22 protein-coding genes and 1 pseudogene are annotated in these 25,010 nt (G+C 64.1%); 10 read left to right on the top strand and 13 right to left on the bottom strand.

The features are described from left to right. The 7 genes and pseudogenes from I6N89_RS16835 to I6N89_RS16805 form a co-directional block, all read right to left on the bottom strand. A pseudogene (locus I6N89_RS16835) lies at window positions 1-247 on the bottom strand (hypothetical protein); the annotation flags it as partial. Between the two features lie 87 nt (window positions 248-334). Beyond that, window positions 335-2,320, bottom strand: coding sequence for an alpha/beta hydrolase (locus tag I6N89_RS16830; protein ID WP_207019624.1), 1,986 nt, complete (start codon window positions 2,318-2,320; stop codon window positions 335-337). Window positions 2,321-2,335: 15 nt separating this feature from the next. Next, window positions 2,336-4,264 carry an alpha/beta hydrolase gene (locus tag I6N89_RS16825; RefSeq protein WP_207019622.1) on the bottom strand — a complete coding sequence of 643 codons (1,929 nt, stop codon included), beginning with the start codon at window positions 4,262-4,264 and terminating at the stop codon, window positions 2,336-2,338. A 127-nt stretch (window positions 4,265-4,391) separates the two neighbouring features. Next, window positions 4,392-5,240, bottom strand: a complete 849-nt coding sequence (locus I6N89_RS16820) for an SH3 domain-containing protein (protein WP_207019620.1) — start codon at window positions 5,238-5,240, stop codon at window positions 4,392-4,394. Between the two features lie 32 nt (window positions 5,241-5,272). After that, window positions 5,273-5,878 carry a lysozyme inhibitor LprI family protein gene (locus I6N89_RS16815; protein WP_207019618.1) on the bottom strand — a complete coding sequence of 202 codons (606 nt, stop codon included), beginning with the start codon at window positions 5,876-5,878 and terminating at the stop codon, window positions 5,273-5,275. Between the two features lie 35 nt (window positions 5,879-5,913). Beyond that, the gene (locus I6N89_RS16810) at window positions 5,914-6,648 is read right to left on the bottom strand and encodes a type II CAAX prenyl endopeptidase Rce1 family protein (RefSeq protein WP_236016686.1); all 735 of its coding nucleotides are present in this window, start codon (window positions 6,646-6,648) and stop codon (window positions 5,914-5,916) included. A 130-nt stretch (window positions 6,649-6,778) separates the two neighbouring features. Continuing rightward, the gene (locus I6N89_RS16805; RefSeq protein ID WP_207019614.1) at window positions 6,779-7,762 is read right to left on the bottom strand and encodes an AraC family transcriptional regulator; all 984 of its coding nucleotides are present in this window, start codon (window positions 7,760-7,762) and stop codon (window positions 6,779-6,781) included. Between the two features lie 197 nt (window positions 7,763-7,959). Here I6N89_RS16805 and I6N89_RS16800 point away from each other — a divergent pair, with 197 nt between their 5' ends. The 3 genes from I6N89_RS16800 to I6N89_RS16790 are packed head-to-tail and all read left to right on the top strand — an operon-like array spanning window position 7,960 to window position 10,175. After that, window positions 7,960-8,940: a L,D-transpeptidase gene (locus tag I6N89_RS16800; protein WP_207019613.1), complete on the top strand. Its 981-nt coding sequence runs from the start codon at window positions 7,960-7,962 to the stop codon at window positions 8,938-8,940. A 13-nt stretch (window positions 8,941-8,953) separates the two neighbouring features. Beyond that, on the top strand, window positions 8,954-9,859 hold the full coding sequence (locus tag I6N89_RS25530; protein WP_236016685.1) for an META domain-containing protein: 906 nt from the start codon (window positions 8,954-8,956) through the stop codon (window positions 9,857-9,859). Next, on the top strand, window positions 9,852-10,175 hold the full coding sequence (locus I6N89_RS16790) for a hypothetical protein (RefSeq protein WP_207019611.1): 324 nt from the start codon (window positions 9,852-9,854) through the stop codon (window positions 10,173-10,175). Before I6N89_RS25530 ends, I6N89_RS16790 begins: the two co-directional genes overlap by 8 nt. Before the next feature lie 192 nt (window positions 10,176-10,367). Here the strand turns inward: I6N89_RS16790 and I6N89_RS16785 are convergent, their stop codons facing one another. Further along, window positions 10,368-10,886: a helix-turn-helix transcriptional regulator gene (locus I6N89_RS16785; RefSeq protein ID WP_207019610.1), complete on the bottom strand. Its 519-nt coding sequence runs from the start codon at window positions 10,884-10,886 to the stop codon at window positions 10,368-10,370. Between the two features lie 132 nt (window positions 10,887-11,018). On the opposite strand from I6N89_RS16785, the gene I6N89_RS16780 reads away from it, so the two are divergent. Together I6N89_RS16780 and I6N89_RS16775 are read left to right on the top strand one after the other, a co-directional pair. Further along, the gene (locus I6N89_RS16780; RefSeq protein WP_207019609.1) at window positions 11,019-11,261 is read left to right on the top strand and encodes a hypothetical protein; all 243 of its coding nucleotides are present in this window, start codon (window positions 11,019-11,021) and stop codon (window positions 11,259-11,261) included. A gap of 197 nt (window positions 11,262-11,458) precedes the next feature. Further along, window positions 11,459-12,463: a site-specific integrase gene (locus tag I6N89_RS16775; protein ID WP_207019607.1), complete on the top strand. Its 1,005-nt coding sequence runs from the start codon at window positions 11,459-11,461 to the stop codon at window positions 12,461-12,463. A gap of 395 nt (window positions 12,464-12,858) precedes the next feature. Here the strand turns inward: I6N89_RS16775 and I6N89_RS16770 are convergent, their stop codons facing one another. Next, window positions 12,859-13,785: a LysR family transcriptional regulator gene (locus tag I6N89_RS16770; RefSeq protein WP_207019605.1), complete on the bottom strand. Its 927-nt coding sequence runs from the start codon at window positions 13,783-13,785 to the stop codon at window positions 12,859-12,861. A 99-nt stretch (window positions 13,786-13,884) separates the two neighbouring features. Here I6N89_RS16770 and I6N89_RS16765 point away from each other — a divergent pair, with 99 nt between their 5' ends. From I6N89_RS16765 to I6N89_RS16755, 3 genes are all read left to right on the top strand, one after another. Further along, entirely contained in the window at window positions 13,885-14,631 is a 747-nt protein-coding gene (locus tag I6N89_RS16765; protein ID WP_236016684.1) for a class II aldolase/adducin family protein, read from the top strand. Window positions 14,632-14,696: 65 nt separating this feature from the next. Beyond that, window positions 14,697-15,653: a TAXI family TRAP transporter solute-binding subunit gene (locus I6N89_RS16760; RefSeq protein ID WP_207019603.1), complete on the top strand. Its 957-nt coding sequence runs from the start codon at window positions 14,697-14,699 to the stop codon at window positions 15,651-15,653. Between the two features lie 5 nt (window positions 15,654-15,658). Then, complete coding sequence (locus I6N89_RS16755; protein WP_207019601.1) at window positions 15,659-17,614, top strand: TRAP transporter permease; 1,956 nt, start codon at window positions 15,659-15,661, stop codon at window positions 17,612-17,614. A 15-nt stretch (window positions 17,615-17,629) separates the two neighbouring features. Here the strand turns inward: I6N89_RS16755 and I6N89_RS16750 are convergent, their stop codons facing one another. The 4 genes from I6N89_RS16750 to I6N89_RS16735 all read right to left on the bottom strand — a co-directional run bounded on the left by I6N89_RS16750 (window position 17,630) and on the right by I6N89_RS16735 (window position 21,572). Next, window positions 17,630-18,418, bottom strand: a complete 789-nt coding sequence (locus tag I6N89_RS16750) for a MurR/RpiR family transcriptional regulator (RefSeq protein ID WP_207019599.1) — start codon at window positions 18,416-18,418, stop codon at window positions 17,630-17,632. A gap of 186 nt (window positions 18,419-18,604) precedes the next feature. Further along, window positions 18,605-19,429, bottom strand: a complete 825-nt coding sequence (locus I6N89_RS16745) for a polysaccharide deacetylase family protein (RefSeq protein WP_207019597.1) — start codon at window positions 19,427-19,429, stop codon at window positions 18,605-18,607. Beyond that, the gene (locus I6N89_RS16740; protein WP_207019595.1) at window positions 19,426-20,313 is read right to left on the bottom strand and encodes a polysaccharide deacetylase family protein; all 888 of its coding nucleotides are present in this window, start codon (window positions 20,311-20,313) and stop codon (window positions 19,426-19,428) included. The genes I6N89_RS16745 and I6N89_RS16740 overlap by 4 nt, the downstream gene beginning before the upstream one ends. Before the next feature lie 8 nt (window positions 20,314-20,321). Further along, on the bottom strand, window positions 20,322-21,572 hold the full coding sequence (locus I6N89_RS16735) for an ABC transporter substrate-binding protein (RefSeq protein ID WP_207019593.1): 1,251 nt from the start codon (window positions 21,570-21,572) through the stop codon (window positions 20,322-20,324). A 704-nt stretch (window positions 21,573-22,276) separates the two neighbouring features. Here I6N89_RS16735 and I6N89_RS16730 point away from each other — a divergent pair. Together I6N89_RS16730 and I6N89_RS16725 are read left to right on the top strand one after the other, a co-directional pair. Then, complete coding sequence (locus I6N89_RS16730; protein ID WP_207019590.1) at window positions 22,277-23,695, top strand: M24 family metallopeptidase; 1,419 nt, start codon at window positions 22,277-22,279, stop codon at window positions 23,693-23,695. A 42-nt stretch (window positions 23,696-23,737) separates the two neighbouring features. Then, window positions 23,738-24,979, top strand: a complete 1,242-nt coding sequence (locus I6N89_RS16725; protein ID WP_207019588.1) for an ABC transporter substrate-binding protein — start codon at window positions 23,738-23,740, stop codon at window positions 24,977-24,979. Window positions 24,980-25,010 lie beyond the last annotated feature (31 nt).

Raw genomic sequence — 25,010 nt, 5'->3', positions numbered from 1 at the left:
GCCAAGATCCTTCCCGCACCGCAGCAATCGCGAAACGCCTGACAGGAAAGGCGCTCGCGCCCCTTTCAGACCTCGATATTCTGCGCTCGCGAACGAGTGTTTTTCCACGGAATCGGCGGACAGCCGACATTCGCTGCAACCGGTCAACGTTGGGGTGAATGCCGCAAAGCCGCCCGTCGTCGGGCGAGCCGAAGCCGGTGTCTGATCCCCAGATCGCCCATTTGCAGTGCTGGTCTGTTTCGGCCAAGGCAGCGCGGTTCGATCGACTGCCTGCGATGCCAGCGCGCATCGGTGCCGGCGGGCCTTGGAAGCTTTCAGGCGGTCAAACCATCGATCAATACGGCAAAGGGTGCAACGTCCCGTCAGGCAGCATCACGGGCAGTCTCAGGTCTTCTACGCAAGATGTGTCAAGATCGCCTGCCGGGTCCTCCATGTAGGCAGCCGTGATGTCCTTCGCGCATTGGCTGAACCGGATCGTGCCGTGCCCCGACTCTGGCACGACGACCAGTTTGGCATTGGCGAAGTCCTGCACGGCGAGCGCGCCCCAGCTGACGGCGGTCTGGGTGTCCAGCTCGCCATTCATCGACAGGACAGGCACATCCGTGGTGCCGACCGAGGTCCAATCCTCGCGCGGATGCTTGGGAAAGTTCTCGCAGGCCGCATGGAACGACACGACACCTTGCGCCATGCCGTCCTGAAGGACCGGCCCCCACGAGCCTTCGGCCCTCATCAGCTCCATGAACTTTTCCATGGAATTCCAGCCGTCCGAGAAATCTTCCTGACAGGCGTAGAGGTAGGTCTGGAAGGCACCCTCCACGGTATCGACCGTCGCCTGGTTGTCGACGCGGATCAGATCGAAGACCCGCGCAAGGTCGGACGGGCTCAGTTGCCGCGCCAGTCGCGTCAGAGCGGACGCGGTCTCGGCAGGGAAATGGGTGTCAGCCAGTGTGACCAGGGCGTCTGCAGAGGGCTCCTCGAAGCGCAGGGCGAGGTAGTCCCGGCCCGCATCGAGTCGATCCGTCAGCTCCGGCAAATCCTTGATCGCCGCGGCCAGCCGGGCATCGAAGACCTGTGCCACATCGGTGCCGCGGGTATCTGCGTCAAGGTCTGTCTCGAGCAGCTGCGCGGAACGGGTGACGGTGCCCTCGGCAAGGCGGATGTGCTCAGCGGCGGCCAGCATTGCGTCGACCTGGGCCATTTCCGCGTCGGCAAGCCCGGCGGCCAGGGCCGCTGTGCGCACGGTTTCCGCGGATGCGTTTGTGGCTTTCGGTGGAATCTCTCCGGCCGCCCATTGGTCGGCGATGGTCGGGTCGCCCTGTTCCAGCTGGGTGACCATGAGCGGGATGTAGGGCGTCATCGCAGAGTAATCGCCGTGGATGTTCACCCGGTAGTTGAGGATCTCGTAGAGAACATTGACGTCGATCGGCCCCTGCGCCCCATCCACCGGCTCGGCATCCAGCGTCTCGAACAGCTGAAAGGTGCGGTCGATGATGTCGGGATAGGCAGCATTGCACACCGGGTCGCGTTCGCAAGGTTCGAGACTGGCCCGGATCGGTTCGGAATGCGCCTGCCAGATCATCGAATACAGCGGCAGCCACGGCGGTGCGTTGCCGTCGATGATCGCCGACCTGATGCCGGGCGGATCCTGCCGGAGGATCTCCATCGTCAGCTTCGTGCCGTAGGAAATGCCGTAGATGTTGTAGCTGTCATATCCGAGGGCCGACATGACGGCGGGCACATCCTTTGCGTTCTGTTCGGTGTTGATGAGGGAATAGTCGATCCCCTTGGCATCGAGCTCGGCCAGGCAGCTCTTGATGAGGTCCTGTTCCAGCACGGCGGCGGCGACGTCCGCCCCCATTTCGACGACCGGGGCAAGATGGTCGCCGAGTGTCGCGTAGCAATCCATGTCGGGTGCGCTGGAATCCACGCCGCGCTCGTCGATGGCGATGATATCGCGACGCGCGCGCAGGTGTTCGAAGAACCCGATCGTCCGCCCGACGCGGGACACCGTGCCGTCCCCCGGCCCACCGTGCAGATAGATGACCGGATCGGGTTCGGGCGACAGGGAATGCGCCTTGTAGAGATTGAAGGCGATGTCGATCTTGCGGCCATCCGGATCGCCATGATCGTAGGGCACCTCGACCAGGCCGCAGATGACCGTCTTGCCGTCGATTTCGGTTGGGGCCACCGGGCGGGCGCAGGGCGTTATCGTGACGGGATAGGCCGCGTCCTGACCGCCGGCTTTCAGATCGGCGAAGGCTTCGGGGTCAGGCTCGCCGATGAGGGCGGCGATCAGGGCGAAGATCTGGTCGGGCGACATGGCAGGTCCTTCCGGTCAGTCAGTTTTCTGGGGGATGTGGAATTCCGGCTTCAGCCCTTCGGTGCAGGCCGCGTTCACCGGGGCGTCGGGGTCTTCAAGGAACCCCAGGGCCACGTCCCGCGCGCATTGCGAGAACTGGATCACGGCGTGCCCGGCTTCGGGGAACAGCACCGCCTGGCCGTTGGACAGGGTGCGGATCACCATTTCGGCGGCATCCGGGTTGGTCTGGGTATCCTTTGTACCGGACATGGCCAGAACCGGAATGTCGCTGACAACCGGGTCGTGGAAGCCGTCGCGCGGGTGCTTTTCGAAGAGGTCGCAGAAGTCGTATAGGCGCAGCGTCGACTCCCGCGTGCCCGCGTCGATCACGGGGAAGCGATAGCCCTTCGACACCGCATCGAACCCCTCGCGCGAGTTGAAGGGGTAATCCTCCTGGCAGGCGATGATGCCCAGGGTGAACATCATCCGGGACTTTGCCGTCAGATTGGCCGCGTCCACGCGGGCGCGTTCGTAGAATGCGGCGATATCGTCGTCCGTCATGGCGGCGAAGAGCCCCATGATGCGAGGGGTCTCGGTTTCCGGGACATGGGAGGCAAGGAAGGCGGCGACGCGGTCGCGGTCGGGAGACTGGCCGATGAAGAGCACGTAGTCGTGCAGGAACGCCAGAAGCGCGTCGGCCTCCATCGTGGTCGCGACCTCAGACAGCGCCTCGTCCAGCAGGGCCTCGGTCCGGGCCGCGCCCGACCCTGACAGATCGTCCGACAGGGTCGTCATCAGCCTGGCGATGTTGTCTTCTTCCATGCGCATGGCCTCGGCCTGTTTCAGGACGAATTCCGCCAGGGTCCTGTCCAGCGGATCGAGGCCCTTGCCGTAGGCCGCAAGGATCGCATCGGACGACTGCGGCGGGTTGAAACCGCCCGCCAGCAACGTCTGCAGCGTCGCGGTCTCACCCTTTGCCAGTTCGGTGTAGACCTGTGGCAGGTAGGCGGTGAAGGGCATGGCCCGCTTGTTGCTGAGCTCGAGGATCGCCTGGACGAAGCTCGGATCCAGCTCTTCCCCGGACAGGATCACCTTGGGCTCTTCGGCAAGCCGGCGACCGGCGGCGCTGATGATTTCTTCGAGGTCGGGATAGGCGTCGGCGCAGGCTGCGTCGGCTATGCAGTAGTCGACCATCCAGCCAAGCGCCTGGTCCGCCGGAACGCCGTTGGTGTCATAGGCCGGATTGTCGACGCGGCTGATGCTGTCGATGACAACGGATCGCAGACCCTCGGGCGCGATACGCAGCAGTTCCTGCCCCAGCTTGGTGCCGTAGGAAATGCCGAAGGCATTGTATTCGGGGTAACCGAGGGCATGCATGATGGCGCGGACGTCCATCGCACTCTGGGTGGTGTTGTAGGGTTCAAGGTCGGTGCCTGCCTCCACGGTCTCGGCCAGGCAGGTGGCCAGCGGCCCATCTGCGCCGAACATCGTGTCATCGTCGGGCTTCGCGAAGGCGAGGAAATCCCCGGCCAGCTCGTTGTAGCAGGCAATCGTCTGGTCCGAGATCCCGGAACCGCGCTGATCAAAGAGCACGACATCCCGCCGGTCGCGCAGGAAATCGAAGATCTTCGCATTCATAGGGATGGTCTGCACGGTATAGCCGCCGGGGCCACCGTGCAGGTAGATGACCGGGTCGGAGGCAGGCGCGGCGGACCGGGACTTGAGCACGGCGAAGGCCAGCGGGATCGTCTCTCCGGTCTCGGTGCCGTGGATTTCCGGGACGGACACCCGGCCACAGATGACCGTCTTGCCCTCGACCTCCAGCACGCCGAGCGGTCGCGGGCAGGTCTCCACCGTCACGGGATACCTGTCGTCATGGCCCCCCTGTTTCAGTCGATCGAACGCCGGGTCCGTTGCCGATGTCATCAGGGCGATGAGGGTCAGGATGATCTGATCGGGGGACATGATGCGCCTTTCGGGTCAGGGCTTGCAGGGTGGTCGATGGCCCGGCGCCACGGGACGCGCGGCGCCGGGCCGGACGTGCGGATGTCACCCCGGAGCACCCGGGACGAGGGTGTGACATCCGTGACGTTCAGAAGAGCACATACCCACCGGTGCCGTTGGTCAGCGTAATGGTCAGGGTGCTGCCATTGCCGCTGCGATTGCGGACAAGAACGGCCAGTCCGTGTGCGCCGCCGACGCAGTGAACGTTCGTGCTTTCGCTTCCGACCGTGCCGGGAGCGTGCCGCAGGAGCCCAGTGCAAGTCAGCCCGTCACCGGACACGGTCAGCGCATAGGCGCCTTCCTTGTGCCCGAAGATCCTGCCGTTCAGCGATGCGCCGCCGTAGATCGTGCCGGACCCCGAGACGTTGACGTCGGTGGTGGACGCACCGCCGCTGTGGTCCGCACCGGGGCTGTTTTCGCGCAGATAGCTTGCCACGGCCTGGTCCGCTGCCGACCGTTGCGCGCGGGAACACGAACTTCCCGCGGTGATCACGCGGCCGATGGGATTGAACAGCGCCGTGCAGCCACTGGCAAAGCGCACCTCGATCTCGCCCGAACTGCGCGCGTGCAATTCCGGCACGTCTGGCCGCCCCGCAATGGTGCCGCCGGTCGGCGCACCGCTTTCGCGCAGATACCGCCCTGCCGCCCACCCTGAGATTTGACCGTTCGGCGTCTCGAGGTGACACCAGCGGGCGGTCCCTTCGCCCCGGCAGCCAAGGTTGCGGAACACCGCGCCGTTCGGTGCCCGTGCGACCACCCGGTTCGATGTGCCAGGTCCGGAGCGGATGTTCAGCGTGTCGTTCGACGCCACGCCCGTGACTTGCCAGTAGTCCGGCCCCATCTGTGCGAGGGCAGCATCCGGCAGCGACACGAAAGATGCGAGGGTCAGGGTCATCGCTGTGGTAGCGGTTCTCATGAACCGCAGAAATCTGGGCATTCCGGTGTCTCCTCTCGACAAAAAGGTGGCTGTCAGCCTGCGAAACGACAGGATGTTTGCTCTCCGTAGACGTCCTCGATCTGTGGCCCGTCCCCAAGCGACACGCTGCCCCATTGGACGACGTAGTAGGCGCCGGGCATATCCGCCGACATGAGCGCGCCGACATGGACGCCGTCTCCCTCTTCGACACGGATGCCGGGCAATTCGGTCGCGAATTCATAGACCGTCAGTGACCGCGCCCCGTCGCCGCACATCAGCTCGCGGATGTCCGACGGGTCTTCCAGCATCCACCGAGCGGTCAGTTCGGCCTCGCGTCGCAGATACTCCGTCTCGACGCAGGCGCGCAGGTCGGGCTCTTTCCAGCATTCGTCCCGGCCCTTGATCCAGCCGCGCTGCGTGGCCCGCAACGTGTCCTCGGCCTCCTGCGCCCCGGCATCCAGCCCCCTGGTGACGGCCAGCGCGGCGCCGAACCGGTCCGCAAGCCGCCGGTCCAACGCCCCGAGCGCCGCGTCGTCACAGACCAGTTTCTCGGCCGAGCTTTCGGCCCTGGTGCAATCGAAGGCCGGTTCGTCCTGCGCGCGGGCTGCCAGTGGCAGGGTGGACCCCAGGATGAGGACGGTAAGCATGAGCTTGTGCATCGGGCGACCTTTCTTTGAAAACCGGGAAACCTGCGTCATTCAGGAGCCCCGCCGACCATCGACAGCCCGAAGATCGTCCAGTCGTTCAGGATGTGCGTGCCCGCCGAGGCCCAGATGTTGCGGGTGATGAGATAGGGCATCAGCAGGATGATCCGGATGGGGACAAGGCCGATCAGCGCCTGGGGAACGTTCCATTGGTAGGTGGGAAGGTGGATCAGCGCAAAGATCACCGCGGCGCCAAGGGCCGCCAGCGCAATCGCGGTTTTCCTTGGCAGGCTGCGGTCAAGGAACGTCAGGACGGCAAGGAAGGGCAGGATCGTGAAGACCTCTTCCCCGACCAGCTGGATGGCGGTCCAGCCGAAGAACAGCACCCGGTCCAGCCCCGATGCCGACGCCGCCCTGTCGCCTGCCGGATTGGCCGCCGTGTGAAGAAGACTGGTCACCAGCAGCCCGAGCGCGACCGTCACGACCGCGTTCAGCAGGAAGAACCCGACGATGATCTTGGCGTCTCTCCGCCTGACGGGTCGGAACAGCGCCAGCGGTGCATGTCGGCCCGCGACGATGACCAGCGTGGCAAGAGGGATCAGCAGAAACAGCAGCGCCGGGATGAACGTGCCCGGACCCGTCGGAAATATCGGTTGCGTCATGTTGAGCGCTAGGAACGCAATTGCGACTGACGCGAGCACCATGAGCCAGCCTGCGGCGGAAATGGAAACCGGGGCGCCACGATAGAACGGCAGATCGCTACCCGCCCGTTCGAACCGGAACATCTCGCGCCCCGCAGCAGCGTTTTCAGGTGATCGGACCATTCTACCTCAACCTTCGCACGCGCCATCCGACTCAACGCATTCCGTGATCCGTGACGCTGCATGGACGCTACGCTGTTGCAGCAGGGCCGGGCTATCCGCTCTGCGTGGCGTCTGTCCGAATTGCGTTTGAATGCGCGCGCGCCCTGCGAAACGTGGTTGAGGGCGCCTCTCCGAAGGCCGCGCGATAGGTCTGCGCAAACCGACCCAGATGAGAGAACCCGCAGTCAAAGGCGATCGCGGTCACCGAAGGGCCGCCTCCGGCGAGCAGACGCCGTCGGGCCCTGTCCAGACGATGCGCCGTCAGCCGTTCCCAGGGCGATTGTCCGACCGACTGCCGAAAGGCATCCTGAAGCTGGCGAACGGATACACCGAGCGCCTCGGCCATGATCGGCACAGTGAGGGGCTCGCCAAGATGGGCCACCATGTAGTCCTCGGCACGGCCCACAAGCGCGTGCCGTGGAGTGTCGTCGATGATCTCGTCCATGCCCGTGAGGAACAACATGCGGATATGCTCAAGAACGAGCGCCGCGAACAGGTCCGATGCCGGGCGGTGGATCAGCGTCGGCATCGGGGACGCGAGGTCTCTGAACAGGTAGTCCATCAGCGCCTTGAACCCGGCGAGGGCGTTGGGCGCGATCGGCAGGACCGGATCACCCGCAACCACGGGCAGGATATGGCGGACCGGGGCGGCATCGAGCGAAATCTTGACAAGGTTGGCGCGGAAATCCCGGCGGTTGCCTTTTTCCACGCGTGTCCAGCGCTCTGATGGGCCAAGCGCTAGTGCAGCCCCTTCCTCGATCACGGATTTCCGGCGGTCCATGTGAACATGCGTCCGTCCCCGCGTCGGGATCATGACCGTCAGGTATTTGTCATCGGCGAGGTCGATTTCATGGCCAGATGACGTGACGCCAAGCAGGCTGGTCCCGATATCGGGAAAGGCCGCCGAATGTATCGACAGCTTCCTGTCGGGGCCATTCGACATATCGAAATGATCTGGAGCACTGAAAAGCAGTGACCCGAAGTCGGCGCGACCGCGGGCATTTTCTTTCCAATGTCTTGAGTGGTAGCTTAACATGTTTGGGCGCATCCGGCGTCAACCTATGAGAAAGCTTACCGGGTAGCTGCTGATTTGTCTGCGCTTTTCCGCGCCGCATCTGAGCGTTTCTATCCAGTCGCTTGCTGAACAGCATCTGCCCGCGCCATCCCACACTTTGCAGGTGACGCGCTGTGCCATATCCTTTCCAGGCGCCAGCATGTTCGAGGAGGTGCCGCATGGGTCAGGATCGGAAACTGCGACGACGGGAGCTCGCGGCCCTGGCCGGGGCGGCCGGGCTGGCCTTTCTTGCGGGGCCGCTGGCTGGTCAGCATGTCTTCAAGGAAGTGAACGCTCTCCAGCCCGGCGAATTCACCTGGCACCCCGAGAGGCAGCCGGACGGGCCAGTGTCGGTTGTCGTCTCACTCGATGAGCAGCGGGTCCATGTCTATCGAAACGGTGTGCGCATCGCGGTGTCGACCTGTTCGAGCGGAAAGCCCGGGCACGAAACCCCGACCGGTGTTTTCGTCGTGCTTCAGAAGGACCGCGATCACCGGTCATCGACCTACAACAACGCGCCGATGCCGAACATGAACCGGCTGACATGGGGCGGGATCGCTCTGCACGCCGGGAACCTGCCCGGATATCCGGCCAGCCACGGTTGTGTCCGGCTGCCGCTGAAATTCTCTGCGCTGCTCTTCGAGGTCACGCATCTGGGGACGCCGGTCATCATAGCGGCCAGCGGTTCGGCGCCGGACAGCGTTGTCCACCCAGGGTTCATCCTCGGGAATTACGAAGAGACCGAGTTCGAGAAGGTTCTCGAGACGCTGACCCCGCGCCAGCACCCGTCGGACTGGAACATGGAAGGGACCTATCCGATTACCTCGATCGTGGCGTCCTCCCACGATGAACGCATCATTATCCTCGAGAACGACCGACAGGTCGCCGAAGGTCCGCTCACCTGGGATGGCAAGCCGCTTGGCCCGCATGTCTACGTGCTGCACGGGCCCGACGACGGGTCGCGTGGCATGCGGTGGCAGGCGCTGACCTATGATGGCTCTGCCGAACAGGCTGACCATGACCTGACCCGCGTGGGCACGGAGAAGGCGTTCGCGGAGGTGATCGCCAGCCACAGCCATCCCGGTATGATCTTCGTCTTCACCGATCTTCCCCTGCATCCGGACCGGCGATCCGGGCGCGATTTCGTCATCATGTCCTGAGAGGAATGACTTCATGCGCCTGTTCGCTCTCGCCCTTGCCTGCATGACCGCGCCTGCCGCAGCGTCGGACTGGACCATTGCGAGAGTCGACGGCGCGGCAACGATCGGCGCGCCCACGGTCACGTTCGCCGACGGGGGTATCTCCGGCTCGACCGGGTGCAACGGCTTCACGGGCCAGGCCGACGTGGCAGCCGGGGTCTTGCAGCTCTCTCCCGCGTTGGCCATGACCCGTCGCGCGTGTCTGGGCGCAGCGTTGTCTGCGCAGGAGAGCCGCCTGACGACCCTGTTGCAGGGCGACGTCCAGATGCAGGTCGATCCCTTTGACGACAGCCTGACGCTTGTCGGCAACGGCGTGACCGCGCGCCTTGTCCCCGGGCTCCCTCAGCCAGAGATGTCATCGGCGGCCTATGTGATCGTGTCCGGGGTCGATGCCACGTTGAACATCCGCAGCGGGGCCACGACCTCTGCCGGCGTGGTCGCACATGCCCCGCTTGGCATCATCCTTCGCAACGAGGGATGCGAAGAGGGTGGCGACCGAACGTGGTGCCAGATCAGCTTCATCGATGCGTCGGGGATCGAAGGCTGGGCTGCGGCGGAGTTTCTATCGCCCGCGTCTGCCATTCGTCGCGCGGGCGCTGAACTGTTCGATCAAATCGGCCGTGTGGATTGTGGCACCCTGGACGGTCCTGCCGCGCCCTGCGACTTCGGCCTGGCGCGTGAAAACGACGGGTCCGGGGCGATGCTGATCTATCTGCCAGACAACCGGCGTCTCCTCCTCGAATTCAGCGGAGCCTCCGTCGTGGTCAGCGGCAGCGACGGCGCAGCCGAGTTCGCGACCGAAATGGGTGATGCAGATGTCATCGTGACCTCCGGAACCGATCGCGTGACACTTCCCATGACAGTGTTACTCGGTGAATAGACTGGTCGACTATATCGCGGGCTTGTCCTGGGTAGGGCTTGCCGCAGTGCCCCTGGTCGGCGCAATTTTCAGAAATCCGAGCCTGTCCGCAATCAACGACATCATGGTCACAGTGTTCACCACAATCGGCGCTTTTGTCGCTTGGCGAGCAGCAACGATTGACCGGCTGCTCTGCGATCTTCCCGACTGCATGGAGACTCGTCGCGCTCGACAGGTCGAGCTTATCGCCACATTGGCGATGCTTGGCTTCGGAACACTATGCCTGACGGGTGCTTCTCTACGGATATGGTCGGAAGGTGCTGCGGTCTTCGGATAGGCTGGCACTATCCCTGCTCTGTTTGTAAATCGCACTGCAAAGCGAATGAATCGGACAGGTTTCGATCCATCTGCTGCACTGCGGCATTCTCAGGATGCACGAACGTCCGCTCTGGGCCGAGAGTGTCAGGCTGCGCGCAGAAGACTGCCAGAGGCGGCCATATCTACCAATTGGTCCGTGCCCAGCACCAACTCAGAGAAGGCCCTCCGCCTCGGCCCGCCTACGGCCGACCATTTCGAGCAGCCAACCGAGCTCAGGATCCTCACCTGGATCGGTCAGCTCTGCCGTCAGCGTGGCGTAGTGCCTGACGTCCTCGGCCGACATGTCGGGGAACTTTCGCATAAGCTCGAAGACCGCATCCAGCCCCGCCTTCACGAAGCTCGCGCGGTCTTCCCGGCTGATCGGATAGGGCTGGCCGACAAAAAGGGCGTGCAGGTCGCAGTTGAAGCGACCATAGAGCCTCGCCACTGCGTCTGAGGGGATCGCGCGCTTGCCGCGCTCGAAGTCCTGGAGGGTCCGGCGGCTGACCTGCAGCACCTCTGCCATCTCTTCCTGCGACAGCTTGTAAGACTTGCGCAGCGCTTTCAGGCGGATGTGGGGCTGGCAAATGTCTCTTCGCCGTTCACACTCCTCCCGGAACAGCTCGCGCTCCATCGCCTCGGATGCTTCGTCGTCGTTCTCGGGCCGTGGGCCGAACCTGTACTTCGCCATTCCTTACACTCCCAACTACCGATATGCGCAATATATGGCGCAAAACTTCCAATGTGATCCCATTATATCTCATTTAATTGCCTCAGACCACCGGAGGCAGGTACTGCTGGGACATGCAGAAAGGAGCGCATGATGGACCGAATTGTTGAAGGAGGGCGGACACCCGAAGGCTGGTGCCAACTCATGGCAGAGCAGGGCATCCACCTGTCTGCAAGAACGCTGCGGCAGAAGGCGCGGCAGTACGGCGCCTTCTACGCCATGGGGCAGGCGATGTTCCTGCTGCCATCGCACGTCGAGGTGATCCTGAAATCCGAGGCCGCGCGTCGCGCCCCCGGTTATCGCCGCAACCCGTCGGCGACACGCGCGGCGCACTGACGCCATCTTGCGGAGGACCAGATGCCCACGTCCCGCCTGCATCCCGAGTACACCACCCCGACCGACCTTGCCGAACACCTCGGCATGTCGGCCCGGACGGTAAACGAGAAGGTGGCAGAGCTGGGGGCCTACGCGAAGCTGGGGCGTCGCAAGGTCATGTTTCCGCACCATGTTCGCTCATTCATGGAGGCGATCCAATGCCCCTCACACTCTACCGGCGCGGTGACGTCTGGCACTTCCGAGGAACGGTTTCCGGCAGGCGATTACGCGGCTCTACGGGCACGTCTGACCGGAACATCGCCGAGCGGATCAAGGCAGAAACGGAAGCCAAGGCATGGGACCGGAAGTTCGACGGGCCGGGCGCAGGGCTGACGATGGCACAGGTCTTCACCGCATATCTGGACGCCGAAAAGCCGGAACGGTTCCTGCTGCGCCTTGCGGACTTCTGGAAGGATATGCCCGTCGACGAAGTCCGCGCCGAAACGATCCGCCAAGCCGCGCGGAAGATCTATCCGCATGCGGCAGAGCCGACCTGGAACCGCCAGGTGATCAAGCCGACGCAGGCCGCAATCAATCACGCGGCCGAGCTTGGCTGGTGCCAGCGGCTCTCCGTGAAGCGCTACAGCGAAGACCCTGCGATCAAGACGCCAGCCACCCTGACTTGGGTGCGCGCCTTCGCCCGTCAGGCAGAGCAGGACGGGTTGCCGCACCTCGCAGCCATCTGCTTGTTCATGTATGGCACCGCCGCGCGGGTCGGGGAAGCCTGCCGTCTTCAGTGGCGGGATGTCGACCTCGCCGGATCAACTGCGAAGATCCAGTTGCAAAAGCCGCGGCCCTGGAGCCGGATTGCCCACCTTCAGCCGGACCTCGTCCGGGCGCTGGAGAGCATCCCCTCGAACCGCAGGCCGGATGACAGCGTCTTTGGCTATGCCGGTCGCGGCAGCGTTCGGGGCCCCTGGAACAACGTCGCCGCCCGCGCCGGGATCGAGCGGCTGACGCCCCATTGCTGCCGACATGGCTTCGCCACCTCGATGCTGCGGAACGGCTATGACGTGAAGACCGTGGCCGAGCGTGGCGGCTGGAAGGATGCCACCACGGTGCTGCGCACATACGCCCACGCGATCGAGGACAAGACCGTCACCGACACGCTGTTTGACACATCAGCGACACAGCGCCCCGACAACGAGGAACCAAGCTCATGAAATATATGGAAGAATCCGGGACAACGCCTGTCCCTCGTTGGGAGGGGTGTCCCGCTGCGGGGGATACTCCTGTCCGGCAACACAAGCAAGATCCAATGTGATCATGCCGCATTGGCTGCCCTGACCGCCGCGCGACAGTCGCCGCAAAGCGTCTCCCGCTCGTCGCCGGCCCATCGATAGACTTTCCGGGCAACCGCAGGGTTTCAAACGGATCTCCACTCGAGTGTCAGGCGCCGGCGCGAGCGCGGAGCGGTGCGAACTCAGGCACGCAGCGCTGTCGGCTTGGCAAGGCGACCTGTGGTCGGCGGCCCCTGCCACGCAGCGCGCACCGCATCGAGCGACCCGTTACAAGCGGCAGAGAATCGGCAAAACGAGCCGTCCGGCCCCGCCCAGTCTCAGCCCGCGGCGCTGCCGCGCATCGCGGCCGTCAGATCCTTCATGAGGCGGGTCTGATACTGGTTGAGACGCTTGCCCTCGCGGCGCACCAGATAGGCGGGCACGGCAAGGCGCATGCCCAGCGTCTCGATCTCGCGCAGGACACCCGAGGCCAGTTCGTCGCGCACCGAGCTTTCGAACAGAAATGCCATGCCGGCCCCGGCGCGCACTGCCTGCTTGATCGCCTCCGCATGACCGAATTCCATCGCGATCCGGCGCGTCGACACTCCATGCCGCCGCAGCGCCGCCTCTTCCAGCTCGCGGCGCGGCGTGCCGGTCTGGGCGGTTACGAACCAGTGTTTCGAAAGTTCGGCCGGTGCGATCCGGGGGGCAACCGACCCGGACCTGTCAGACGCCACCAGCATCAGCCGTTCGTCGCGGACCTGCTCGATCTGCAACCCCGCGAGTTCCTGGCGCGGATCGAGTATGGTGAAGGCGAAATCGCAGCCGCCGCTATGCACCGCATCCGTGACCGAGGACGGCGGCGCCACCCGGACCGAGATCTGCGCGTTCGGATGCCGTCTGCGGAAATCCGAGATCATGGCTGGCAGGATGAACGAACCGATCGTCATCGAGGCGCCGACACTTGCCGCACCGCGCAGCCCGCTCTTGCTTTCCATCAGCTCGCGTTCCAGCTCCAGCGTCCGGACGGTGATTTCCTGCGCCCATTTCAGCACCCGGCGCCCCTCGTCGGTCAGGACTATTCGGCGACCGTTTCGCTGCGTCAGCGGGGTGCCCAGCTTTTCCGACATCGCCTTGAGATGCGCCGACACCACCGGCTGCGCGATGCCAAGCCGCTCTGCCGCCCGCGACACCGATTCAAGCTCTGCAACCATGCAGAACACTTCGAGCTTGTGCAGGGAAAGCTGTGAAACCGCGGAGCGCATATCATATCTCATAAGCTATGTTACGCTGATAAGATATATATTATTCGGTTTTCTTCAGGGTTGCTAGCTTTCGCCCACGGAACGAAAGAGGAGGCCTCGATGCCCGAAGACATGCTCCCGCCCGACCAGACCCAGCTGGTCGATGCCGCCATTGCCGAACTGGTGGTTGCCAACCGGATTCTCGACCATGAAGGCGTGATCGACAATTTCGGTCATGTCAGCGTGCGCCACCCGGTTCACCGCGACCGCTATCTGCTCTCGCGCTCGCGCAGCCCGGGCAACGTGACACGCGACGATATCATGGAGTTCACGCTCGAAGGCGAGCTGCTGAGCAAGGATCACCGCTGGCCCTATAGCGAGCGGCACATTCATGGCGCGCTCTATAAGGACCGCCCGGATGTGAACGCGGTGACGCATCACCATGCGCGCTCGATCATCCCGTTCACCATGAACAATATCTCGCTGCGGCCGATCTTTCACATGTCCTCGGTCATCGGCAAGGAGGTGCCGATCTGGGAAAGCCAGGATGAGTTCGGCGATACCAATATGCTGGTCGACAGCATGGAGATGGGCCATTCGCTGGCGCGGACGCTGGGTCAGAACAGCGTCGCGCTGCTGCGCGGGCATGGCTGCATCTGCGTCGCCCCCGACATCAAGTCGGTCTGCATGATCTCGATGGGTCTGCGGGACAATGCCGAGCTGGTACAGCAGGCGCTCCAGATCGGCGAGCCGGTTCCGCTGACCGATGGCGAGATCGAAAAGACCAGCGCCATGCTTCTGGGCAAGATGCCGCTGGCACGGGCCTGGGACTACTGGGTCGCGCGCGCCGGATATTCCGGCCTGTGACCGCCTTGCGCGCGCCGAAAGAACCAGAGGCGCGCGCGAGCGATTTTCAACCAAGGGAGGGGAAAATGAAAATCTTCAAACTGTCCATGCTTTGCGTCACCGCCGCGATTGCGTTCGGCGACATCGCCGCCGCGCAGTCGCTCGGCATCGGTGCGGGCCGTCAGGGCTCGCAGAACTATGCCAGCAATGCCGGGCTCGCCAGCTTTCTGACCGAAGAGGCGGGCATGGACCTGCGTGTCCAGTCTTATGGCGGCTCAGGGCAATCCATGCCATTGATCGACGCCGGGCGGCTCGACCTTCAGCTGGTGCCGAGCCCGGAATTCGAGGAAGCCGCCGGCGGCAAGGGCGCGTTCAAAGGCCGGCAGCTGTCGCAGCTGCGCGTTCTCGCCTCGCTCAGCCCCTCGGTCGTTGGGTTCATGGTGCGGGCGGATTCGCCTTATACCAAGGTCTCCGACATCGCGGGCAAGACCATCACCTACGGCTATTCGGCGCAGCCGAACCTTGTCACGCAGGTCGAGGGCATGCTGGCCGCCGCCGGGCTGTCCATCGACGAGATGGAGCCGGTCATGGTGCCTTCGGTGCCCAATGGCGTGGACGAGTTCATCGCCGGTGCGGCTGACGTGGCCTTCTTTGCACTTCAGGGCGGCAAGACCCGCGAGGCCGACGCCGCGGTCGGTATCCGCTGGCTCGCGCTCGACGACACGCCGGAGGCGGAAGCCGCGATGCAGGGCGTTCTGCCGACCGGATACATCAAGACCGTGGAGCCCGGCCCAACCGCCGTGGGCGTGGCGGAGCCGACGCCGATGATGGGCTATGACTATGTGCTGGTGGCCGGCGCGCATGTGTCCGACGAGGTGGTCGCAAAGATCCTCGGCGCGCTGCATGACGATCCCGACGGTGTCCGCGCCATCCGCTCGACCTTTTCCGAGTTCGCGGTCGACACGATGGCGCCGGACTTCGGCGGGCTGCCCTACCATCCGGCCGCCGTCGCCTACTACAAATCCGTCGGATTGATGGACTGACGCAGATGGGATCCGCCGATCATAACGCTCCCATGACGCCACGCGCGTCATGGGCCACGCTGCTGGCGCTGACGCTGAATATCCTGCTGGTCGCCCTGCCGGTGGCCTATGCGGCCAATCTTCAGCGCCAGCTCGGCCTCTCTGTCTATGACGCGCAGCTTCTCGTGACGGTGCTGTCGATCGCCCTCGCCAGAGGGTTTTTGCAGATCCATATCGAGGGCGAGAAAGGCCCGCTGCTGCGTGGGCTCATGCTGTTCTGCGCCGCTCTGACCCTTGGGGTGGGCTTCTATGTCGGGCTTTTCTACCCCGAGATTTCCATGGACGCACCGTTCATGCCGCCCTGGCTGATCGCGCTCTCTGGGGTGCTCTTCGGCGCACTCATGCTGTCCCTGCGGCGCAGCGTCGGCATGGGCATTCTGGTGGTCGTGCTGCTCTTCCTGGGCTACGGCCTCTTCGGCCACCTGCTGCCCGGCGAGCTGCGCAGCCGCCCGAGCAGCGCCGCCGAGCTCGTCACCTATCTGGCCATCGACGCCAACGGCATGCTGGGCACGGCGTTGAAGGTCGGCGTCGTGATCGTGATCCCCTATCTGCTCTTCGGACAACTTCTGGCGCGCTGCGGCGCCGCCGATTTCTTCAACGATATCGCTCTCGCCGGCATGGGGCGCTTCCGGGGCGGGCCGGCCAAGGTCGCCGTCGCGGCCTCCGGCCTCTTCGGCTCGATCTCCGGCAGCGCAGTCGGCAATGTGGTGGGCACCGGCGTGGTCACCATCCCGATGATGAAACGGGCGGGCTTCAGCGGCACCTATGCCGGAGCGGTCGAGGCCGTCGCCTCCACCGGCGGCCAGCTCGTGCCGCCGGTGATGGGCGCCGCCGCCTTCATCATGGCGGATTTCATCGGAGTGGATTATGCGGTCGTCATGCTCGCCGCGCTGCCATCGGCGGCGCTCTATTACCTGGCGATTTTCATCAATGTCGACCTGAACGCCGGCAAGGCGGGGGTCACGGCGATCCCACATGAGGATCTGCCCTCTGCGCTCGGAACCCTGCGCGAGGGCTGGCATTTCCTGCTGCCGTTCGCCGTGCTCTTCTACGGCCTTTTCGAGCTGAACATGCGGCCGGAGCGGGCGGCGATCTGGGCCATCGTGACGCTCTTCGCGGTCAGCCTCGCCTTTGGCTACAAAGGCCGGCGCATCGCCTTGCGCGAAAGCTGGAGCGTGCTGGGCGAGGCCGGAATTGCCGCCTCCGGACTGGTCATCGTCTGCGCCGCGGCCGGGCTCATTATCGGGGTGCTCAATATCTCCGGCCTGGCCTTCAACCTGACCCTGCACATCATCAATGCCAGCGGCGGGTCGGTTTTCCTGCTCGCTCTGATCACCGCGCTCATCAGCATCGTGCTGGGCATGGGAATGCCGACCGTCGGGGTCTATGTGCTGCTGGCCACGCTGGTGGCGCCGGCGCTGGTCGAGGTCGGCGTGCCGGTCGTGGCCGCGCATCTCTTCGTGCTCTATTTCGGCCTGCTCTCGATGGTCACGCCGCCTGTCGCACTCGCCGCCTTTGCCGGCGCCAATATCGCGCAATCGAGCCCATGGGACACAAGCCTCGCCGCGATGAAACTGGCCTGGCCCGCCTATATCGTGCCGTTCCTCTTCATCTTCGCGCCGTCCTTGATCCTCGAGGGGGACTGGCTGCATATTCTTTGGGCGCTCGGCTCGGCGATCCTCGGCATCCTGATGGTCACTGCGGCGATGGTAGGGTTCCTGCACCGAAGGGTGAGCGGCCTTTGGCGTGGCCTGCTGGGTCTCGGGGGGCTGCTGGCGCTATTGCCCGCCGGGCTGTTTCCCAGCGCGATCTGGACGGATGTCGCCGGCGTGGCAATCTTTGCGCTCGTCTATGCCAGCCTGCTGCGCGGGGCCGAGCCACGTCGCCCCCTCAGCCATGCCACGGGACAGACGGAAAAGTGAGCGCTTCCTGCGCGATCAGTCGGCGGTCCCGTCGCGGGGCCGCTGATAGGGCGAAGACACCGCCTCGACCGAACGCACGAGTTTGTTCACATCGTCCATATGTTTGCGGCTGGCCTCACCGAGCCGCTGCGCGACACCCAGGGTCAGAACGTTGACAATGGTGATCGCGGCGGAGAATGAGATCAGCGGCGACGGCGATTGTCCGCTGCACCGCAGGGCGTGATCGGCCACGCGCGCGCTGGCGCCCGCGCTGATATCGGTGATCAGAACGGTGGTCGCGCCAAGCCGGCGCGCCTCCGTGATCAGTCTGGGCAAGACCGTCGGGCGCCGGCGAAAGGCAAAGATCAGCAGCACATCGCCGGGATCGAGCAACGCCAGATCCCGCGACCAGGTCGCGCTGTCGCCTGAGATACCATGCACGCCGCGCCGCACCTGCCCGAGATAATGCGTCGCGATCTCCGCCAGCCCGACGCTGGCGCGCAGCCCCATGACCCAGACCTTTGGAGCCGAGGCGACGCGCTCGCACAGCGCTTCGATCTCGGCGGGGTCGATGGTCGAGAAGGTCTCGGTGATATTGAAGCGGTCCGCCTCGATCACATCGCTCCAGTTCGGCGCCACCGCGCCCTCGGGCACCTGCGGCGCGCCCCAGGAAAAATCGTTGCGGACGGATTGCTGAAGCTCGCGGTAGTTGCGATAGCCGAGGCGCCGGACCAGCCGGTCGGCGGTGGATCTGGAGACATCGGCCAGCCGGATCAGCGCTTCCTTGCGGAGATGGCCCATATCGGCCTGATAGGTCAGAAACACCCGCGCCAGCCGTTTCTCGGCGACCGAAAGCTCTTCCCAGGCTTGAAATATGCGCGTTTCCAGAGCGTTCGTCCTTGCGCCGCGAAGATGTCCGGAACCGGAGGGTATTTTTCCAACCCCGGCGAGGTCAAGGCCGGCAGGCGCGCGGCGCGCGACACGCGCCTGCCGGCTCCGTCCTGGTCTCGCTCAGTCGACAATGGCCGGGATCGGCTCGGGAACACAGGTCTCGACCGCCGCCGCCGCGATCTCGGCGGCGGTGCGGAACCCGACACCGGGCTTGCGCCGCGCCTTTGCGACCCATGCGCCGACCGCCCTCGCCCGCGACATCCGCCCCGATCCGAAATCAGCGCGGCAGGACAGCGACAGCGGCAGATAGCCGCCGGCCTCGTGCAGCGCGTTCAGCTCCTCGCCCCAGATCCTCTCGACAAGCGCCAGCGGGTGCTTGGCACCGTGCAGGACCGTGTCGGTCAGGAACTCGAATACCGGCAGCTCGGCCAGCACCGCACCGCCTCCGGCGTCGAAGACATAGGGGCGGTCATCGTCGTAAAAGCTGCTGTCATAGGTAAAACCGAGCCTTGGCAGGCGCTGCATCAGCGCATCGCTCAACCGGCCATCGGCAGCCCGCCAACCGGTGACCGGCGCGCCGGTCACCTCGCGCAGACGGTCGAGCTGTTCTTCCAGGCGGGCCAGCCGCTCGGGATGGCGTGGGTCGCAAAGACCAGCGGGCGCGAGCAGCGCAAGCTCGTGACCGGCCTCGACGATCGCCTCGGGCATCTCCGGGTAGCGCAGCGCATCGTCGGGGTCGGTGAAAAACGTGGCCTTCACGTCTTCGGCCCGGAACACCTCGAGCAGGTTCCAAAGACCTTCACGCAAGGCGTAGCGGCCATGCGAGTGCCGTCCGAGAAAGCCCTGCTCTATCGCCGCCTTGCCATCCCGCGCGGTGACTTCGAGCGTCACCCCGAGAAAGGCCGGACAGGCCGGAAAACCCGTGTCATGAAAGGCGACGGTCAAATTGCCAGCTCCTCGAATGCCTCGGCCCCCGCGAGGACGTGTTCCGCCACCTGTTCCAGCGTGACGAACGCGACATCCGCGTGGCTCTTGATATGCTGCAACAGGCGGTCGATCACATTCGCCCGCGCCGGCATTCCCGAGCCGAAACCCGGGCGCGGATGGAAGGTCAGAATGAAGAAGCCGTGGCCGCCATAGACGCTGTCGAACTCTGCGCACCATTCGCGCTCGACATCCGAAGGCGCCGTGCGCGCGTCCTGATACCAGGAGGTATCGCTGAGAATGGGCGTGTTGTTGGGTATCTCGACCATCGCCCCGGGCGCGTCGTGTGGAGCAAAGAGATAGGGCGTATCGGTGTCCTTGTCGCTGGAATCGTAGATATAGCCCATCGATTTCAGCACCTTCATCGTGTGGCGGGTCTTCTGCCCGTAGGGCGACCGCCAGCCGCGCGGCGCCTTGCCGATGGCGTCGGAGATGAGATCGTGAGTCAGGCGGAGCCTGCGCTCCTCTTCCTCGTCACTCATCATGAACCCCTCGTGCATATAGCCATGCGAGCCCACCTCGTGCCCCTCGGCGGCGATGCGGCGGATCAGGTCTGGGGATTGCTTGCAGTCATACCCGGGGATGAAGAAGGTCGCCGGGATGCCGTGGCGCTGGAACATGTCGAGGAAGCGCGGCACGCCGCGGCGCGCAGCGTAGCGCCCCATGGAGTGGATGCCGAGCGGCGCCTCTCCGATACCGGCCTCGTTGCCGTCGCCATCCATGTCGACGGTGATCGCGACGGCGCATCTGGCCTCCCCCGGCCAGGGCTGTGCCGGGCGCGCGCCGGGCGCGCCCGATGTCCGGCGCGTAGCGCGCCGGAGTTCGGGGAGATAGGTACTGGTCATTCCGATCCTCAAAATTCGCGGTCGATACGTTCCTGCGCCTGCGCAAGCACGGTTTCGGGATCGGCATCGGCGACCAGCACCTCTTCGAGCGCCGTCATGACGAACCGCATGATCGAATTGGTCCGGGTCTCATAGCCGGGAATGAGCGGGCTGCGCGAGGTCTTGGCCAGCTCGACCATTTCCTCTGCCCAAGGGTGCTGCGCCGCGAATTCCGGCAGCATGGGCACATCCGTCGCCAGCGCGTCCGGACCGGACACCGCACGCAGCGCCACCTGACCGTCGGGGCCGATCAGCCAGTCGAGGAAATCGAACGCCGCCTCGCGGTTCTCGCTGCTATCGGATACGGTGATGAAGAGCTGGTTGTGCGCGCCAACATGCTCGAAAGGCAAAGGCGCCGTATAGAGATCTGTGGAGGGCATGGCGCCGCCCGACGCGATATTGAGCGAGCCGCCGGTATTGTCGATGCTGAAGCCCATCTGCTCGGACTTGAAGCGGTTGCGCTGGGTCGACATGTCGTCGCCGCGCGGAATGACATCCGCGTCATAGACCTTTTTGAAATCGCGGAAGGCCGCCGCCAGCTCGGGCGTGTCGATGGTCAGATTTCCGGCATCGTCCACATAGTGCACGCCGTTGCCAAAGGCCCAGTTCTGGAAATCCAGGCTCCAGACTTCGAACTCGTTCATCTGGTGACGCGCGGCAAAGCCCTGCGCACCGGTCGCCTCCTTGACCATACTGGCGGAGGTTATGAGCTCGTCCACGGTGGTGGGCACGGAGGCCCCGGCCTTGTCCAGAAGCGCCTTGTTGTAGATCAGCCCATAAACCGCGCGCTGCCATGCGATGCCATATTGATGGCCGTCGATCATGCCGCTCTCATTGGTAATGTTCAGATCGTCGTGGCCATCGACCACCGGGGTCAGATCCGCCAGCAGCCCCGCATCCGCGAGCGCGTAAAAGACCGGTTCGAGCATGATGGCCAGATCCGGACCCTGCCCTGTCGCCAGCTCGGTGGTGATCCGAGCAGCGAATTCAGACGAGGGAATGGGGCGCTGCTCAAGCGTCACATGCGGCGCAACCTCCTGATATTTCAGAAGCGCATTCCAGAGGTTTTCCCCCCGCAGCGCATCGAGCCACTGGGAGTTCGCGATCGTCAGCGTGACGGGCTCCGGCGCATCCTGCGCCGCCGCGCCGAGCGGCAGCGCGGCAAGCGCCATAACAGACGCGCACCTTGCGAATTGGAGGAACTTTGAAGCGGATGTCATGAGGGCTCTCCTTGTTGGTCGAGTACATCAGTGTCGCGCATCTGTTCGATGCGTCTTGTTACCTTGGGTAAGGATAAACAGGCCGCTGAAAGCAAAGAAGATTATTGTTCAGGCAAATACGCCATTTGAGGTATTACTGGGATGCAATCCGTCGCACCCGAACCCGAAAGGATGCCCAACTCACTGATTTTCATTAATGCGCTTCTTCTGACACCGAAAATCATGACGCATTTTCCTGAGAAAAAGTGCATTCGCAACTCGCCTTTGCGCATCCGACGCCTTTTCGAACACCAGCGATCCAACCCTGACCTGCGGTTTTTGATTGACTCGCGTCGTTGCTTCGAGTCCGGCACGCCGCCCCACCCATCCAGATGTCGCACAAAGTTTCATCGGACGGAGATTCTCCGCCTGAAACTTTTTTCCCAAAATTCGCGTAATTATTTCCGAATAGCGATGCGCTCCTGTCAGGAATTCCCTATTTTATCATTAAAAATCATAATATTATTGCAAATTTTTCAAATGACGACTTTGCGCCCAGAGTCGTGTGCGAAAAGTCTCAAAACTGCACCCGCTCCGCAGCGACCAAATTTCAGACACTCCGATCACCGCGGCTGCGAAGGCGCTTGTCGGAGGCGTCGGTGCTCCGCTCTTGTGACTGAAACCGCCGACCTTCCGGCGCAAGCCATTCAGACAGAGCGCACTATATGACCAGACTGGACGCCCCGACGAAACCGCTACCGCGCATGGAGCGCCTGCTGGACGGGTTCGTCCCCGATTTCGATTTCGAGCCGGTGCCGCCGCTCGCCGAGGCGGAGTTCGAAGACCGTTTGCGGCGCATCCGTCAGGAGGCCAGCGCCGCTGGCCATGATGTGCTTCTGATCCACAGCGACAGTATCGGATCCTACAAGACCTCGAACTCCTACCTGCGCTATATCTGCGACTGGGCACGCGAAGGCATGCTCGTCATCCCCACCGATACCGACAAGCCGCTGGCGCTCTACACGATCTTTTCCAGTTCGGTCGTCCTGCCCCCGGCAGGCGAGCCGGTTCTGGTGGAGGACATCTGGCAGATCGGCACATGGGGCCGCGAAACCTATAACCGCCCCGGGCGCGGCGTCGACAAGGTCGTCGAGGCGACGGCGCGGCATCTCGCCGATCTCGGCCTGGCCAAATCGCAGATCGGCCTGATCGGCGACGCCACCTCCGCGCCCTACTGGGGCGGACTGCAACAGCTTTTGCCCGCCAGTCGGTTCGAAACCTGCAATGCGATCGTCGACCGCATGCAGCGCCGGCGCAGCAAGGCCGAGCAGGCGGTCGTACGGGCTGCCGCACAGCTTGCCTGCATCGGCATGCAGGCCGCCTATCATGTGATCCGCCCCGGCGTGACCGATCACGAGATCTATGCCGCTTTCACATTTGCGCAAATGGCGCGCGGCGGAGAAACCGGCGACGGCTATCAGATCGGCATCAATCCCTGGGGCACCCATTGCGGCAAGCCATACGGCCATGTGGTGCGTGAGGGCGAGCTTATCAATCTCTACATTTCTGCGGTGCAATACCACGGCTATACGGCGCAGATCGCCCGCATGATCGCCGTCGGCGGGATCACCGACGCGCAGGAAGAGGTTCTGGCGATGTGCACCGAGGGCGTGGAGACGGCCGCCGCGCTGGTCCGGCCGGGCGCCCTGATTTCTGACGTGGCCAACGCGTCTTTCGAGCCCTATATCGCGCGCGGCTATCTGACCGACGCCGACAGCCGGACCATGCCGTATAACTGGAGCGCGGGCGAGAACGGCGCCCCGCTGAAGGTGCCAGCGCAGCATGTGCCCAACCCAGACTGGGAGGCGATGGGCCGCCGTGTCAACCATGTCTGGCCCGCCACCAAGGGGCCGCACAACCCCAATGTCGGGCATTCGGTCTCGATGCCGAAGATGCCGCCCTACAACATCCAGTCCAACAACCATGCCCGGCTCGAAGAGGGCATGACCTTCGTATTGCATTCCCAATGGCTCGACCCGCTGAAGGCAGGGGCGAACATCGGGGATTGCTATCTCGTGACGGAAACAGGGGCAGAGAACCTCTCCCGTCACGTTCCCCTTGCGGCTCATCGCGTTCCCGCCTGAGCCGGCTTCAGACAAAAAACATCCAACGAGAGGACCCTTGTCATGACCTTCAACCGACGCATTCTTCTGGCCGGAGCGGCCAGCATCGCCCTGATCGCCGGCGCGCTTGGCTCGCCTGCGCTGGCACAGGACCGGACCGAACTGGTCGTTGCCAATTCGCAATGGCTCGACGCGCTGCGCGGCTCGCGCCTCTGGGCCGCCCTCGAAAAATACGAGGAGGTCAATCCCGAGATCGACATGGTGCAACAGGCCGTCCCCTACAACGAATATGCCGACCGGCTGATGACCGAGATGGGCGCCGGGCAAGGCCCGGATATGGCGATCGTGCAGGAAGGCATGCTCTACACCATGGCCGATGCCGGCTTTCTGCTGCCGCTCGATGCCGCCGCCGAAGGCATTGACCTGAATGTCACCAATGAAAACGGCGTTATCGGTGGCGAACGGCTCGGCATTGCCTGGCAGCGCGCGGTCTATGCGCTGATCCACAACGACGCGATCCTGGCAAAAGCAGGGGCCGAGGTGCCGACCGATGTCGACAGCCTGATCGCCGCCGCACAGGCCGCAACCGAAGCCACCGGCGCCATCGGCCTCGCCGGGCGGCATTCCATGAACGAATTCAACGCCTGGTTCATGGACTTCCAGAACTGGGCCTACGGGTTCGGCGTCAACTGGGTCGATGCAGACGGCAATCTGACCATCAACACGCCCGAGGCGATCACCGCGGTGACGAACTTCGCCAAGGCCTACAGCGCCGGCATCATGCCGATCGGCGATCCGATGACCACACAGCGAACCCGCTTCAAGGAAGAGCAGGTGGCCTTCGCCATCGAAAGCTCCGGCGGCGCGCTCAACGTATCCTCGGGCGGAGAGATGCCTTCCACCGATCTGGGCGCGAGCAAGCTGCCATTCCCCGAGCCGGGTGCGCACCAGCAGCTCTTTATCGTGCTGAGCCGCCATTCCGAGCATCCCGAAGCGGCGCTGGACTTCATCGCCTGGATGCTGGGCGACGAGGCGCAGCAGGCGCTGCGCGACGTGTCCGGCCCGGATGCCCTGGCGACCGACGTTCCGGTGACCGAGGATTTCATTGCCTCCAATCCTTGGGCACCCGCCTTTGCCGAGCTTGCGCAAAATTCCCGCTCGACGCTGATCCCGGGCTATGAAGTCGAAACCACCTCGATCATGCGCATCGTCATGACGGCGGTCGAAAAGGTCCTGCTGGGGGCCGAGACCGCAGAAGACGCGCTGGCCGAGGCCGAAGCCGAAATCAAGGCCGACTTCAACTGATCCTGGCCTGACACCCGAAAGGACCGCGACA

The organism is Salipiger abyssi, from assembly GCF_017311415.1.
GTDB lineage: Bacteria > Pseudomonadota > Alphaproteobacteria > Rhodobacterales > Rhodobacteraceae > Salipiger > Salipiger abyssi_A.
This window is presented reverse-complemented; position numbering and strand designations above follow the sequence as displayed.

Bases quoted from the DNA above. Each gene is read 5' to 3' on its own strand.
- I6N89_RS16830 (WP_207019624.1), bottom strand. From the start codon at position 2,320: ATGTCGCCCGACCAGATCTTCGCCCTGATCGCCGCCCTCATCGGCGAG.
- I6N89_RS16825 (WP_207019622.1), bottom strand. From the start codon at position 4,264: ATGTCCCCCGATCAGATCATCCTGACCCTCATCGCCCTGATGACATCG.
- I6N89_RS16820 (WP_207019620.1), bottom strand. From the start codon at position 5,240: ATGCCCAGATTTCTGCGGTTCATGAGAACCGCTACCACAGCGATGACC.
- I6N89_RS16815 (WP_207019618.1), bottom strand. From the start codon at position 5,878: ATGCACAAGCTCATGCTTACCGTCCTCATCCTGGGGTCCACCCTGCCA.
- I6N89_RS16810 (WP_236016686.1), bottom strand. From the start codon at position 6,648: ATGTTCCGGTTCGAACGGGCGGGTAGCGATCTGCCGTTCTATCGTGGC.
- I6N89_RS16805 (WP_207019614.1), bottom strand. From the start codon at position 7,762: ATGTTAAGCTACCACTCAAGACATTGGAAAGAAAATGCCCGCGGTCGC.
- I6N89_RS16800 (WP_207019613.1), top strand. From the start codon at position 7,960: ATGGGTCAGGATCGGAAACTGCGACGACGGGAGCTCGCGGCCCTGGCC.
- I6N89_RS25530 (WP_236016685.1), top strand. From the start codon at position 8,954: ATGCGCCTGTTCGCTCTCGCCCTTGCCTGCATGACCGCGCCTGCCGCA.
- I6N89_RS16785 (WP_207019610.1), bottom strand. From the start codon at position 10,886: ATGGCGAAGTACAGGTTCGGCCCACGGCCCGAGAACGACGACGAAGCA.
- I6N89_RS16780 (WP_207019609.1), top strand. From the start codon at position 11,019: ATGGACCGAATTGTTGAAGGAGGGCGGACACCCGAAGGCTGGTGCCAA.
- I6N89_RS16775 (WP_207019607.1), top strand. From the start codon at position 11,459: ATGCCCCTCACACTCTACCGGCGCGGTGACGTCTGGCACTTCCGAGGA.
- I6N89_RS16770 (WP_207019605.1), bottom strand. From the start codon at position 13,785: ATGCGCTCCGCGGTTTCACAGCTTTCCCTGCACAAGCTCGAAGTGTTC.
- I6N89_RS16765 (WP_236016684.1), top strand. From the start codon at position 13,885: ATGCCCGAAGACATGCTCCCGCCCGACCAGACCCAGCTGGTCGATGCC.
- I6N89_RS16760 (WP_207019603.1), top strand. From the start codon at position 14,697: ATGAAAATCTTCAAACTGTCCATGCTTTGCGTCACCGCCGCGATTGCG.
- I6N89_RS16755 (WP_207019601.1), top strand. From the start codon at position 15,659: ATGGGATCCGCCGATCATAACGCTCCCATGACGCCACGCGCGTCATGG.
- I6N89_RS16740 (WP_207019595.1), bottom strand. From the start codon at position 20,313: ATGACCAGTACCTATCTCCCCGAACTCCGGCGCGCTACGCGCCGGACA.
- I6N89_RS16735 (WP_207019593.1), bottom strand. From the start codon at position 21,572: ATGACATCCGCTTCAAAGTTCCTCCAATTCGCAAGGTGCGCGTCTGTT.
- I6N89_RS16730 (WP_207019590.1), top strand. From the start codon at position 22,277: ATGACCAGACTGGACGCCCCGACGAAACCGCTACCGCGCATGGAGCGC.
- I6N89_RS16725 (WP_207019588.1), top strand. From the start codon at position 23,738: ATGACCTTCAACCGACGCATTCTTCTGGCCGGAGCGGCCAGCATCGCC.